Raw genomic sequence first — 13700 nt, forward strand, 5'->3', positions numbered from 1 at the left:
CCATCGGGCGACGGAACGGACGCAGTTCCCCGCCCGAAACATCTCATCGTTTCATTTTTGTTACAAAAAGGCGCACTCCTAGATGTTTTGTAGCATCTCGCCGGCCGCCGCCCTCGCCTCGTTCGGCTAAGCTGTTTATTAACGGACCCTTCGCTTCGAAACCCCTCCAAGAGTCCGGCTAGCCGCAGCGCAAGGAGCCGCATCATGATTGCCGCCCGCAGTATTTCCGGACCCAGAACGGCCGCCGCCGCGCTCGCCGTCGGGCTTCTTCTCAGCGGGTGTTATTACCCTTATGGGTATCCGGCCTATCCGGCTTATCCGCCTGCTCCGGTCGTCGGCACGACCTATACGCAGCGGGAATTCGCGCTGCCCGCTTCGGGCACCGCAGCCAACACCGCGTCATCCGCGACGCTGCCGCCGCAGTATGAATACGCCGTCGGATCGCCTTACTCGGACTACTACCAGACGTACCCGTACCCTTACCCGTATTATCCGGCCGCGTACTACGGGTATCCCTATTACGGCTACGGTTACGGATATGGCTATCCGGCCGTCTCGTTCAGCTTCGGCTACTGGGGCGGCGGCGGTTGCTGCTGGGGTCACGGATGGCACGGCGGTGGCGGCGGGTGGCATGGCGGCGGGTGGCATGGCGGCGGGTGGCATGGCGGCGGGTGGCATGGCGGCGGAGGCGGATGGCACGGTGGCGGCAGCGCCTGGCATGGCGGCGGAGGCGGCGGCCACGGCCACTAACCGTTCGAGCGCGTTACACAAAACGAGACAGAAAGCCGTTTTGCGCGCCCTCACGTAACGCGGCTGCAACATTTTCTGATCGACGCACGCCGTCGCGCGTAAATTCGCCACTGTGCGCCCGCGCACTTTCCTTATCCGACAAGGCTTCGCCACTATTCGCCAGATGTTTGGCACGGTTTTGGCTATCGATCTCCCCTAATCGCGCCGCAATGCCGACGAGCGTTGCGGTTTTCGCGCTCAGCGCCGGCGCACTTTCCGTATCGGGGGATCGGACATGATGGCCTTTGTGTTTTTTCTGCTGTGGATGCTTGCCTCGCTCGGCCTTTTGACTGTGTGGGTGTTCCGCCAGACGCCATCCACCGGTCGCGACGAGCGCGCGCCGAGCGCCATCGCCGAGGGCTGATCACCCTTTTCTTCGATACTCCGCCGGCAGCGGCGACGCCCGCACGCCACGTCGCTGCCGCAATCGGCGGAGATTCAAGCCTTGACGCAGGCCGTTCGCGCCCTATTCTTAGTGTGCGCGTTATGCGTTCGCTTAAGCCTGCGACCTGCGGCTCCAGAACATCGAACTCCACGCGCATCGCGGCTTCGCATTGCGCCGCTTCGGCTCATGACAGGACGAAGGAGACTCGATGTTCCATCAGCTGCTCACCCCGATCGCCAATTCCCTTTTCGCTTCCTTCATCGTCGCCGCGCTGCCGATCATCCTCGTGCTCGTGCTGCTCGGCTGGGCGCGTCGCCCGGCGTGGCAGGCCTCGCTCGCCGGGCTGATTCTCGCGCTCGTCATCGCCGTGGCGGGCTGGCATTTCCCGGTCGGGCTCGCGCTCGACTCGGTCGCGGCCGGCGCCGTGTTCGCGTTGTGGCCCGTCATGTGGATCGTCTTCGCCGCGATCCTGCTCTACAACGTCGCGCAGCGCTCGGGGCGCTTCGAGGCTTTCCGCCTGTGGATGGTCGACAACCTGCCGAACGACCGGCGCATCGTGCTCGTCGTGATCGGCTTCTCGTTCGGCGCGCTGCTCGAAGGCATCTCGGGCTTCGGCACGCCGATCGCGATCACGAGCTCGCTGCTGATCCTGCTCGGTTTCCCGACGCTCGAAGCCCTGACGTTCACGCTGATCTTCAACACGGCGCCGGTCGCGTTCGGCGCGCTCGGGGTGCCGATCACCGTGCTCGGCGCCGTCACGCATCTGCCGACCGATGCGCTCGCGAAAATGGTCGGCCGCCAGTTGCCGTTCTTCGCGTTCTTCCTGCCCTTCTATGTGATCGGCATCTACGCGGGTTTTCGCAACATGATGCGCGTCTGGCCCGTGCTGCTCGTCTCGGGCGGCGCGTTCGCGCTGACGCAGTTCGTCACGTCGAACTACATCAGCTACGCGCTCACCGACGTGCTTTCGTCGCTCGTCTCGCTGATCCTGACGATCGCGTTCCTGCGGGTGTGGAAGCCGGTCGCGGATGAGCGCTTCGCCGTCAATGTCGAGCGCCTCGGCGACACGCGTTCGGCGATCCCGGGCGGCCAAGGATGGGTGCCGTGGATCGTCGTGTCGGTGGTCGTGATCGTGTGGACGGTGCTCAAGATCTTCCTGATCGGCGACGTCAAGGTCGCGTGGCCGGGTCTCGACAAGGCCGTGTACATCACGCTCTACAACCAGCCCTACGGCGCGATCTGGGACTTCCAGCCGCTCGCGACCGGCACCGCGATCCTGGTGGCGTCGATCATCACCGCGCTCATGGTGAAGCTGCCCGCGCGCGAATACGGCGCGGCGATCGTCGATACGTGGGTGCAGACGCGCATCGCCATTCTGACGGTGGCGACCATCGTCGGCCTCGCGTACCTGATGAACTACTCGGGCATGAACTACACGCTGGGTCTGGGCGTGGCGTCGGTCGGGCCGTTCTTTCCGCTCGTGTCCGCGTTCCTCGGCTGGGTGGCGGTATTCCTGTCCGGCAGCGACACGTCGGGCAACGCGCTCTTCGGCAATCTGCAGGTGGTCGCGGCGAACCAGCTCAATCTCAATCCCGTGCTGATGGCGGCGACCAACTCGTCGGGCGGCGTGATGGGCAAGATGATTTCGCCGCAAAACATCTCGACCGGCGTGGCGACGACCGAGCTCAAGGGCAAGGAAGGCCTTGTCTTCGCGCGCACCTTCAAGCATTCGATCCTGCTCACGATCGTGCTCGGCGTGCTCGTGTGGCTGCAGCAGAACGTGCTGACGTGGATGATCCCGCCGCATTGACCGCCGCTTGTCTCATGCTCGTCTCCCGCTTCTTGCGCTTTCGTTCGACGGGCGTTTTATCGAGACGGGCGCGGTGCTAACATGCGCGGACTTTCGATGTGCACCCGAAGTCCGCCTTGCCATGTCACCTGTCAATCTGCTGCAACTGATCGTGCTCGCCGCCCTGTGGGGCGCGTCGTTTCTCTTCATTCGCGTCGGCGTCGCCGAGTTCGGCGTGGCGCCGCTGATGGCCTTGCGCGTGGGCATCGGCGCTGTGTTCCTGACCGCGATGCTCCTCTCGCGCCGTCCGTTCGCCGCCACGGCCGCGACCTTGCGCGAGCGCTGGCTGCAACTGCTCGTTGTCGGCATTCTCAACTCGGCCGCGCCCTTCTGCCTCTTCGCGTATGCCGAGTTGACGCTGTCCGCCGGCGCCACGTCCGTCATCAACGCGACGACGCCGCTTTTCGGCGCGCTCGTCGCCTTCCTGTGGCTCAAGGATCGCCTGACGACCGCGCGCACGATCGGCATGGCCATCGGTTTCGCGGGCGTGCTGGTGCTGGTGTGGAATCAGATTGCGCCGGAGCACGCGGGCCACGATGCCGCGCTGCCCGTTCAAGGCCTGCTCGCCGCGGCCGCTGCGCTCGCGGCCTCGGCGCTGTACGGCGTCGCGGGCAACTTCGCGAAGAAGTACCTGATGGACGTCGACGCGATGACCAACGCGGCCGGCAGCATGATCGGCGCGACCCTCACGCTCGCGCCGATCGCGTTCCTCACGTGGCCCGCCGCGCCGGTTTCGGCGCACGCGTGGGGCGCGGTGCTCGCGCTCGGCATCGGCTGCACGGGCATCGCGTACTTCATCTATTTTCATCTGGTGGCGGTGGCGGGCCCTGCGCGCGCCATGACCGTCACCTTCGTGATTCCGCTCTTCGGCATTCTGTGGGGCGCGCTCTTTCTCGGCGAGCATGTATCGTTCGCGATGCTCGCCGGCTGCGCAATCGTGCTCGTAGGCACCGCGCTCGCCACGGGCGTCGTGAAAAGCGTGCCGTTCGCCGCACGGCGCAAGCTCGCGCGGTGAAGTGCCGCGTCGTCGAAAGCCGACCTATTCGCCGCGCACCGGCCCTCGCCCGGCCTTGATCGCGCCGCGCTTCACCTTGCCTTCGACGCGGCGCAACTGCGATGCGCGCGTCGGTCGGGTCGCGATGCGCTTGCGCCGCGTGACGGAGACACTGCGAATCAGCTCGTCGAGCCGCGCGAGCGCCGCGGCGCGATTCATGTCCTGCGTGCGATGCTCCTGCGCCTTGATGACGACCACGCCCTCGCGCGTGACGCGGCTGTCGGCGAGCGCGAGCAGCCGCGCCTTGATGTGCTCCGGCAAGGAGGACGCGCGAATGTCGAAACGCAGATGGATCGCGCTCGACACCTTGTTCACGTTCTGACCGCCCGCGCCCTGCGCGCGCACGGCCGTCAGCTCGATTTCGTTCGGCGGCACGAAGAGGCTGTCGGTCATCGTCATCGGTCGGCTCCTTTGTCGGACTGTCTCATACACGCTCATACACGCTCTGCAAGCTGCATTCGCGCCAGACGACGCATTCTCGCGGCAAGCCCGGAATCGCGCCGCGTCGGCTCCCTGACGGCCTGCGCGAAGATCTCCGCCGAGCCGATCACTTCGACCGTGCGCTTCGCCCGTGTGATCGCCGTATAAACCAGCTCGCGCGACAGCACGCGCACGAATGCGCCCGGCAACACGAGCGCCGCGTGTTCGAACTCCGAGCCCTGCGACTTGTGCACGGTGAGCGCGAAGGCGGTGTCGTGCGGCGGCAGCGCGGCGGGCGAGACGTGGCGCAGCGTGCCATCGGCCATGCGGAACGCGACGCGCAACAAGCCATCCGCGCCCGGCAGCGCAATGCCGATATCGCCGTTGAAAAGCCCGAGCGCGTAGTCGTTGCGCGTGATGATCACCGGCCGCCCGGCGAACCACTGCGCACCGAACGCAAGCGCGATGCCCGCCTGCTCGCGCACTTTCGCGGCGAGGCGCGCGTTCACTTCATCGACGCCGCGCGGCCCCTTGCGCGTCGCGCACAGCACGCGAAAGCGGTTGAGCGCGTCGAACAGGCGGGCGTGATCGGCTTGCGTGCCGTCGAGCACGGCGGACAGCGCTTCTGCGTACGGCGCGAAACCTTTCGCGAGACGCGCGAGCGTGCGTTCGGACAGCGCCGCGTCGCCGTCGTCGAAGAGCACGGCCGCGCGTTTGCCGGATGGATCGAGCGCATCGAGCGCGGCTTTTTCGTCGCCGTCGCGGATCGCGATCGACAGGCGGCCGATGTCCGAATCGAGCCCGAAGCGATAGTTCTTCTGCAGCCACACGACGCAATCGGTGAGCGCGGGTTCGGCGCTCGTGCCGATGCCGCTCGCGTCGTCGGGCAGGGTGTCGAAGAGATCGCCGTAGCCTTCGGAATCGTCGACGGGCGCAGCATCGAACAGTCCCGGCTGCGCCTCGCGCTTCGGCGCCTCGGCATGCGGCAGCGCGGCTTCGAGGCGCTTTGCATCGACCGAAAGCGCGGCCGCGACGCGCGCCACGCCCGCACGGCTGAACGACGGCTCCGCGCTCAGTTCCGCGAACACCGCGCCCGCTTCCACGGCCGACAACTGATCCTTGTCGCCGAGCATCACGAGACGGCTCGCCGGCCCGACGGCTTCGAGCAGATGCGCGGCGAGCGCGACGTCGATCATCGAGGCCTCGTCGACGACGATCACGTCATACGGCAAAGGATTGTCGCGATGATGCCGGAAGCGCCCGTCCGACTGCACGCCGAGCAGACGCTGCAGCGTGAACGACGTGCGCGGCAGGCGCGCGGCAAGCTCGGGCGGCAGCTTGTCCGCGCGCTCGATGAGCGCCTCCTGCATGCGCTGCGCGGCCTTGCCGGTCGGCGCGGCGAGCGCGATGCGCAAATCCGGATCGGCGAGCAGGCACGCGAGCACGCCGACGACCGTCGTCGTCTTGCCCGTGCCCGGGCCGCCGCTCACGATGGTCAGCCGTCCCGCCAGCGCGACGAACGCGGCGACGCGCTGCCAGTCGATGTCGTCGTCGGCGCGCGGGCCGAAATAACGCGCGATGCGCCCGGCCTGCTGCGCGATGTCCTGCTTCGAAACCGGCGCGCGCGCCTCGCGCGAGCGTTCGACGAGCGCCCGCGCGAGCCGACGCTCGTAGTCGAAATAACGGGCGAGATAGAGCCGCCCATCTTCGTCGATGACGAGCGGCAGCAGATCGGCCGCGTCCGCGCGCATATCGCCGCGCACGAGGCACGCGACGCCGCTCGCGAGCAGCGCGTCGCGCGCCTCGTTCAGGCGCGCGTCGTGACGGCGGGCGAGCACGGCGAGCGGCAGGCACACGTGGCCCTGCGCGGTCGCGCGGCTCATCGCCAGCGCGGCGCGTTCGGCCCACAGCACGCTGCGTTCGCCGGCACCGAGCCGCGCCGCGAGCACGCTCATGCGGCGCGCGAAACCTTCGGCGAGCGCCGCGCTTTCGTCCGCGGGTGCGGGCGCGGCGCGCGCGGCTTCCATTGCATCGGGCGTGCTCATGCGACGCCTCCCGACATCAGTCGATCGAGCGCTTCGACCAGTTCCAGCGACGGCCGCCCGCGATGCACGCCGCTCGGCTGCGCGCCATCGCGCCAGTCGGGACGCACGCCGCGCACGAACAGATACAGATAGCCGCCGATATGCGTGTCGTACGCATAACCGGCCAGCCGCGCGCGCAGATAGCGATGCAGCGCCACCACGTAGATGAGCGCCTGAAGGTGATACGCGTGCTCCGCCATCGCCACGTCGAGCGGCGCGGCGGCATAGTCGGATGTGGCGTCGCCCAGATGATTCGACTTCCAGTCGATGATCCAGAAGCGGCCTTCGTGCTCGACGATCATGTCGATGAAACCCTTGATGTATCCGCGCAACGCGCCGGACTCCAGCGCGACGTCGGGAAAGCCGTGCGCGGCGAGCAGGCGCCGCAGCGCGGTGAAATCGAGCGAATCGGCGGGAAACAGGAACTCCAGCTCGTTCATGCGGCGCGTCATCGCGATGCTCGAAAGCCGCATGCCGGGCGCGATCTCGGACGCGACGGTATCGGCGAGCAGGCGCAGCATCATCGGACGCAAACGCGGCGCGAGCGCCTCCGGCGCGGGCGTCGGATGCTCGTGCAACGCGCGCTCGACTGCCCCGGGCCAACCCGACGGCTCCGTGAAATCCGCCAGCTCGTACATGCGATGCAGACACTCGCCCGCCGCCGCGCCGCGCGGAAACGCGAGAATGTCGTCGGGCGCGAGCCGCGATTCGTCGCGCGCGGCGGTATCCGTGCGCATCGCGTTGTCGAGCGCGGCGAGTTCGTCGTGATCGGGACGCGCCTCCGGCGGCTGCGCCTGATTCGCTTCGTCACGCGCGCCGGCCGCGATCAGCGAACTGAAGCTCGCCATGCGCCAGCGGTCGCGCAAGATGCGCTGATTCGTGCGCGCGGCGATTTCATGCCCGGTGGACGCAACGGCTGCGAGCGGCTCGCGCGTGTCGATCACCGGCAGCGGCGCGACGCCGATCGCGCCGTCGGATTGCGCCGCCACCGCATGCCACGCCGCGACGATGTCCGCTTCCTCGGGCGGCTCGGCGCAGAACGCATCGAAGTCCTTCCCGCTGCCGGCGACGAGCCAGTTGAGCACGCTGCGGCGCGACTCCTTGGTCGACCGGTTCGACACGTAAAAGCCCGCGACGACATAGCAGCGGAACACCGCGCGCGTCAGCGCGACATACACGAGGCGCGCCCGTTCGGCCGCCTGCTCGCGCGCGATGGCCGCGCTCACGTGATCGTCTTCGTCGTCGTCGATGCCGTAGTGCAGCACCGCGACGCCCGCGTCGTCGTGATACTCGCGCGCATCGGGCAGGCCCGACCTCGACGCGTCGCGCGATGCGCCGTCGCTCAGGAACGGACAGAACACGACCGCATATTCCAGCCCCTTCGACTTATGCACGGTAACGATCTGGACCAGATTGCGATCCGACTCGAGACGCAGTTGCGCCTCTTCGCCACCGCCCTGCTGCTCGCGCTGCGCCGCGAGCCAGCGTAGCGTCGGCGCGATGCCGGGCTGCTCGGCCGAGCGCGCCTGCAGCAATTCCGCCAGATGATTCACGTTCGTGAGCCGGCGCTCGCCGTCGGGCCGCGCGACGAGACGCGCCGCGATTGACAGCTCCCGCGCGAGCGTGCGCCACATCACCGCGAAGCCGCGCTCGTGCCAGATCGTGCGATAGCGCGAGAAGCGCTCGACCCAGTTCGTGGAGTCGATCGGCTCGCCGTGCGGATCGGCCGCGTCCGCGTGTTCCAGGCGCCAGAGCGCGGCGGCGTCGAGACCGAACCAGTCGGTCGCAAGCGCGGCGCGCAATCGGCGCAGATCGCCCGGCGTGTCGATGGCGGCGAGCACGCGCTCGATCTGCTCGGCGTCGAGCGAGCCGAACACCGACGCCTGCGCGAGCTCGACGCTGCCGATGCCCCACGCCGCGAGCACGCGCTTCACGAGACTGCCCTGCCTATGCGTCTGCACGAGCACCGCGATATCGCCCGCCGAAAGCGCCGCTTTTCCGATGCTCACCTCGCCGCGCTGCGCGCCGCGCAAGAGCCGCGCGATCTCGGCGGCGCAGGCTTCGGCCGCGTCGCGCTGGGCATTGGCTTTCGAAAGCGCCGACTCGCCGTGCGGCAGCATCCACACGCAAAAATCGGCGATATCCGCGTACGCCGCGGCCGGCGTCCGGTAGACGAACGGTCCGCGCTGGCGCGTGCCCGCGCGCACGGGCTGATAGTCGAGCCCGTCGAGAATGAACGCCGCCGGATTCGCCTCGAACACGCGGTTGCACGCCTCGATGATCGGCGGCGTCGAGCGCTGATTGACCGCGAGCGTGTAACGCGCGCTCGCGCCGTCGCGCGCGGCGAGATACGTGTGCAGGTCGGCGGCGCGGAAGCTGTAGATCGCCTGCTTCGGATCGCCGACGAGAAAGAGCGGCCCGTGCGGCGCGAACACGCGATCGAAGATCGCGAACTGCAGCGGATCGGTGTCCTGGAATTCGTCGATGAGCGCAGCCGGATAACGCGCGCGCAGCGCCTGCGCGAGCCACGCGTGCTTCACGAGCGCGTGATGCAGGTTCGACAGCAGATCGTCGAACGACACGACGCGGCGCGCGCGTTTTCTCGAGGCGAGTTCCGGGGGCGCGTGATCGAGCCACTCACGCACGATGCCGAGCCACATCGCGCGCTGCGAGGCCTCGGCTGCGGCGGCGGACGCGGCGAGCGCATCGGCCTGATCGAAGAAGGCGTGCGCGGGCGGCGTGTTCTTCGCCTTCGTGCCTTTTGTCAGCGCGGTGGCGGTGAGCTTCAGCGCTTTCTCCGGCGGCGGCGCATGACAGTCGGCTTCGGCGAAGTATGCAGTCCATGCATCGATGGCCGCATCGATGATCGTGCGCTTGTGCGTCGTCTTGTTGAGGATCGCTTCGGCGTCGAACAGCAGCTTCGCGATGGCGTCGCGCTCCGCGTTCCACAACGCGCAAGCTTCGTCGAACAGCGCCTGCATGTCGGCGGCTTCGAGTGCATCGACATCGCCGAAGCGCAGCGCCGCGAGCGGCTTCTTCAGGCGCCGCGCGAGCTGCGCGTCGAGCGAGGCCGGCCCGGCGCCCTTCGCGACGAGCCACGACGCGAACGACGGCGTGCGTGCGGCCACCGGCTCCACGCGCTCGCGCCAGAAGTCCGCCGCCAGCTCGAAGCGCAGCGCGCTGTCGTCGGCTTCCATGTCGAACGCGAACGGCATCGCGGCGGCGAACGGCGCTTCCTGCAGCGCGCGCTGGCAGAACGCGTGAATCGTGTGGATAGCGGCCTGATCGAATGTGGATACCGCGATGCGCAGGCGCTTCGCGGCCTCTTCCGGGTCGATCTCGGCGAGGGTCGTGTCGAACAATTGCTCGATGAACGGATCGCCCGCTGCATCGCCCGTTTCGATTGCATGCGCGACGCCCGCGAGCCGCGAGCGGACGCGCTCGTGCAGTTCGGCGGTGGCCGCCTTTGTGAAGGTCACGACCAGAATCTGCTCGACGGACAGCCGCTTTTCGAGCAGCAGCCGCACGTAGAGCGCACAGATGTTCCAGGTCTTGCCGGTGCCGGCGGACGCCTCGATCTGGTTCACGCCGTCGAGCGCGCAAGAGAAGACGTTGAGTTCGCGCACGTCGATGCCATTCATGGATGAAGTCGGATTCGTCATGCGCCGCTCCGCAGATGCTGCACGAGCGGCTCGAACACGATGCGCGCGAGCGCGGCGAAGGCGTCGTCGAGCGCGAGATCCGCGCCACGAAATGCGATGCGGAGCACCGGATCGTCGGATTCGGCGCGGGTGCGTTCGGATTCCCACGCGGACTGCGCTTTCGAATCGCCCTCCTTCACCTTGAGCCACGCGCTCTTCGGAAAGAACCTGAGCGGCATGCGGCGGCCCGCGCGATAGAGCGACGCGAGCGCGGCGAGATGCGCGAGCGGATCGGCGACCGGCGTCAGTTCGAAATCCGCCGCCTGCGAGCCGCGCCCATGCCAGATCGTGCGGCGCGGGCCGTCGGGCAGCGCCGCGCAATACGCGAGATGCGCGAGCCACGCGGACAAGTAGTCGCGCGCGCGCGGCGCGTCGTAGCGATAGATCACCTGAGCCTGCGGCGTCAGCGCGTTCAACGTGCCGACGAGTGCCATCGGACGGACATCGGCGAGCGCGCCGTCATGTGCCCCGAAGAGCGCGATGCCCGCGGTGTCGGGCCAGCGCGGCGCGAGATCGAGCGCGAACGGCAGACGCTCCACACCCGCCGATGTCGACGACCGTACACGCTCGGCCAGTTGTCCGAGTGCGTGCAGCTCGCGCGCCTGCCACACGCCGCCCGTCGCGCCGCCCGGCATTTCGGGACTTGCGCGCGCGACACGTCTCGCGCGTTCGCGCGCGGCGCGATCGCCGTCGTCGGCGGCGTCGAGCAGCGCGGGCAGCACCCGTGCGGCGAGTGCATCGCGGCCCGCGAAGCCCAGTTCGAACGGCTCGGTGTCGTCGAGCTCGGCTTCGGCGTCGACGAGCGCGATGCCGAGCCGGTCGCGCAGGAGCGCGCGCGCCGGATGCCGCCAGAAGCGCACGAAGTCGTCGAAGGCGACGGTCTGCGTATCGTCTTCCGGCGGCAAGGGCGCAGTGAAGAATCGCGCGACGGGCTGCGTCTTGCCCGACTCCAGCGCGCGGGCCAATTCGGCGCGCTCGGGTTCGTAAGTGAAGAGCCTGCCGTCGTCGTGAAAGTACTCGGGCGCATACGGCTGCAATGGATGCTCGAAGACGAAACGCGCGCGCGCTTTTTCGAGCGCGTCCGGGGCCGCATGCCTGCCCGCGACGGACTGCGCGAGATAGTCGAGCAGTTCGTCGATGAGCGCCGCGGGCGGCAGCACGGCATTGTCGCGAATGCTGCGCCCGGTGTACGCGATCATGAACCGGTCGCGCGCCGCGAGCACGAGGTCGAGGAACAGATTGCGCTCGTCGTCGCGACGCTGACGGTCGCCGAGCTTGCCGAAGCGCGCCATCAGATCGAACTCGTCGGCGCGCGTGAGGCTCGGCAGCATGCCGTCGTCCATGCCGAGCAGACACACGACGCGATACGGCAGGCCGCGCAGACTCGTCAACGACGAGAACGTGACGCCGCCCCACGGCACGCCGCCGCGCGCGGGATCGTCGAGGGTATCGGTGAGCGCGGTGCGGATCACGGCGGCCGATACTTCGGTCGCGCCGGCGCCCTCGTCCATCGCGACGATCAGCGCATCGATCGCGCCGCGCACGTCGCCGATGGAATCGGTGAACGCGACGCCCGCATCGAAGAAACGCTCCAGGGCGTCGAGCAGCAGGCCGCCCCAGGCGCGCGCGGTGCGCGCAGTCGCGATGCGCTCGGCGAACGCGTCGATGTCGTCGACGAAGCGCGTGAGGCGGCCGAGCAGTTCCGCGTCCGACCCGTTCGCGCCTTCGATCGGCAGCCACTCCGCGACCGGCGCGCCGCCGCCCGGCAGCGCGTAGCCGAGATAGAGACGCGTCAGCGCATCGGCGAAGGTATGGCGCGCGGCGGGCACGTCGTCCGCCGTGACTTCGTCGGGACGCAAGCCGCGCCGCGCGCCCGCCGCGGCGAGCCACGCCTGCGCCGTTTCGAGCGCGCTGGCGTCGATGCCGTAGCGCGCCGCGATCGCGTCCACGCGCAGCCATTCCACGAGTTCGGGCGCGCCGACGCTGCGCTCGGTGAGCGCGAGCCAGTCGATGAGCGCGCGCGCGACGGGATTCGCCTGCGACGGCGGCAGGCCCGTGATCCGGTATGGAATGCGCCGGCGCTCGTTGCTCGCGCCGGCGGGCGCCGTGCCGAAGATGCCGTCGATGAGCGGCCCCGCGACCGCGAGATCCGGAAACGCGACGAGCACGTCCGACGGCTCCAGCCCTTCGATATCGTCGAACCAGTCGAGCAGCCGGTCGTGCAGCACTTCGAGCTGGCGCGACAGGCTATGACATACATGCACCTCGATGCCGGCTTCGACGATGTCTTCCGGCGCCGGCCCGGCGCGCTCTTCATCGAGCGCGAGGATGCCGTTCTGCAGACGCGCGAGCCAGGTGGGCGCGGGATTGTCTTCGAATAGCTGGCGCTCGCTCGACGCCGCGCTTTCGGTCAGCTCGTGCAGCATGTGCAGTTGCGCCTGCGTCTGCCGGCCCCACTCCGCGAGCAGCGGATGACCGACTTCCTGATAATCCGCCTGGCCCTTCAGTTCGAGCTGCTCGACGCGCGCCTCGCTGACGATATCGAACCAGAACTCGCGACACGGATTTTGCGCATAGACGCGCACGTCGATCCAGCGCGACAGCTCGCGCAAGAGCGCGATATGCAGCGGCGGCATCGTCGGCAATGCGAACACGCTGATGCGTCGCGGCCATTGCGCGCGCATCACGGCATCGAGATCGAAACCGGGTGCATCGGCGAGAAAGCGATACGCGGGCGGCGCCGGGTCTTTCTCGTTGCCGTTCGCGTCGCGCGCGAGGTCCGCGAGCAACGCGCGCCAGAGCGCTCTCTGCCAGCGCTCGTCCTCGCGCTGGATGTCGTTCGCGCCTGCAAGACGCGGGCCGCGCGCATCGCTTTCGGCGCTGCCGCCCGCCAGGATCGAGCCGCCCGTCTGCCAGTGCGTGAGCCACTCCGGACGATACGTCAGATAGTGATCGAAGACCGTCGCGATGCGGCGCGCGAGTTCGTAGCGCATCGAATCGTCGGCGGCGTCGAGGTACGCCGAGAGCCGCGCCGAATCGCCGAGCGACGGATCCTCGAAAAGCCGGTAGCAGCGCCACGCGAGCCGGTCCGGCGCGAACGGCGAATGCGCGGGCACCGGCAGCACGCGCCCGATCTGCGCCCAGAGCCACTGCGCGAGATAACAGAAGTCGACGTTCGCGCAGATGCCGAAGCGCCCGGCCATGTCGAGTTCGAGCCGCCGGCGCAAAGCCGCGCTCGGCACGATGACGGCCTCGCGCGCGAAGGGATCGCCCTCGCGCATCGCGAACGCGTCGAGATCCTCGAAGAGCGCGGCGGCGAGCGTCTCGTGACGATTCGAATAAAAGAGTTCGAGCATGGAAAGCGGCTTGCCGTGCGGCCTGTGAAAGCGTCGACGAGGCGTGATCTGAAAAGCGTGGT

At 68.3% G+C, this 13700-nt stretch carries 8 protein-coding genes; 4 read left to right on the forward strand and 4 right to left on the reverse strand.

The features are described 5' to 3' along the window. Positions 1-204 precede the first annotated feature (204 nt). The 4 genes from U4Y90_RS02125 (at position 205) to U4Y90_RS02140 (ending at position 4038) form a co-directional block, all read left to right on the forward strand. On the forward strand, positions 205-750 hold the full coding sequence (locus U4Y90_RS02125; RefSeq protein ID WP_321791718.1) for a hypothetical protein: 546 nt from the start codon (positions 205-207) through the stop codon (positions 748-750). Between the two features lie 274 nt (positions 751-1024). Then, positions 1025-1153, forward strand: a complete 129-nt coding sequence (locus tag U4Y90_RS02130; protein WP_321791720.1) for a hypothetical protein — start codon at positions 1025-1027, stop codon at positions 1151-1153. Between the two features lie 229 nt (positions 1154-1382). Next, positions 1383-2984, forward strand: coding sequence for an L-lactate permease (locus U4Y90_RS02135; protein ID WP_321791722.1), 1602 nt, complete (start codon positions 1383-1385; stop codon positions 2982-2984). 121 nt (positions 2985-3105) lie between these two features. Continuing rightward, a complete protein-coding gene (locus U4Y90_RS02140; RefSeq protein ID WP_321791724.1) occupies positions 3106-4038 on the forward strand; it encodes a DMT family transporter in 933 nt (310 codons plus the stop codon). Between the two features lie 24 nt (positions 4039-4062). Here U4Y90_RS02140 and arfB read toward each other — a convergent pair whose 3' ends face one another. Genes arfB through recC form a run of 4 tightly spaced genes read right to left on the reverse strand, consistent with a single transcriptional unit; the run spans position 4063 to position 13638 of the window. After that, positions 4063-4470, reverse strand: a complete 408-nt coding sequence (arfB, locus tag U4Y90_RS02145; protein WP_321792555.1) for an alternative ribosome rescue aminoacyl-tRNA hydrolase ArfB — start codon at positions 4468-4470, stop codon at positions 4063-4065. Positions 4471-4511: 41 nt separating this feature from the next. After that, entirely contained in the window at positions 4512-6542 is a 2031-nt protein-coding gene (locus tag U4Y90_RS02150) for an AAA family ATPase (RefSeq protein ID WP_321791726.1), read from the reverse strand. Next, the gene (gene recB / locus U4Y90_RS02155) at positions 6539-10243 is read right to left on the reverse strand and encodes an exodeoxyribonuclease V subunit beta (protein WP_321791728.1); all 3705 of its coding nucleotides are present in this window, start codon (positions 10241-10243) and stop codon (positions 6539-6541) included. Before recB ends, U4Y90_RS02150 begins: the two co-directional genes overlap by 4 nt. Further along, positions 10240-13638: an exodeoxyribonuclease V subunit gamma gene (recC, locus tag U4Y90_RS02160; protein ID WP_321791730.1), complete on the reverse strand. Its 3399-nt coding sequence runs from the start codon at positions 13636-13638 to the stop codon at positions 10240-10242. The genes recB and recC overlap by 4 nt, the downstream gene beginning before the upstream one ends. Positions 13639-13700 lie beyond the last annotated feature (62 nt).

Origin of the sequence: Caballeronia sp. J97 (assembly GCF_905220305.1) — a bacterium.
Classification (GTDB): domain Bacteria; phylum Pseudomonadota; class Gammaproteobacteria; order Burkholderiales; family Burkholderiaceae; genus Caballeronia.

Coding starts and splice junctions, on each gene's coding strand:
- U4Y90_RS02125 (WP_321791718.1), top strand. CDS start 205: ATGATTGCCGCCCGCAGTATTTCCGGACCCAGAACGGCCGCCGCCGCG.
- U4Y90_RS02130 (WP_321791720.1), top strand. CDS start 1,025: ATGATGGCCTTTGTGTTTTTTCTGCTGTGGATGCTTGCCTCGCTCGGC.
- U4Y90_RS02135 (WP_321791722.1), top strand. CDS start 1,383: ATGTTCCATCAGCTGCTCACCCCGATCGCCAATTCCCTTTTCGCTTCC.
- U4Y90_RS02140 (WP_321791724.1), top strand. CDS start 3,106: ATGTCACCTGTCAATCTGCTGCAACTGATCGTGCTCGCCGCCCTGTGG.
- arfB (WP_321792555.1), bottom strand. CDS start 4,470: ATGACCGACAGCCTCTTCGTGCCGCCGAACGAAATCGAGCTGACGGCC.
- U4Y90_RS02150 (WP_321791726.1), bottom strand. CDS start 6,542: ATGAGCACGCCCGATGCAATGGAAGCCGCGCGCGCCGCGCCCGCACCC.
- recB (WP_321791728.1), bottom strand. CDS start 10,243: ATGACGAATCCGACTTCATCCATGAATGGCATCGACGTGCGCGAACTC.
- recC (WP_321791730.1), bottom strand. CDS start 13,638: ATGCTCGAACTCTTTTATTCGAATCGTCACGAGACGCTCGCCGCCGCG.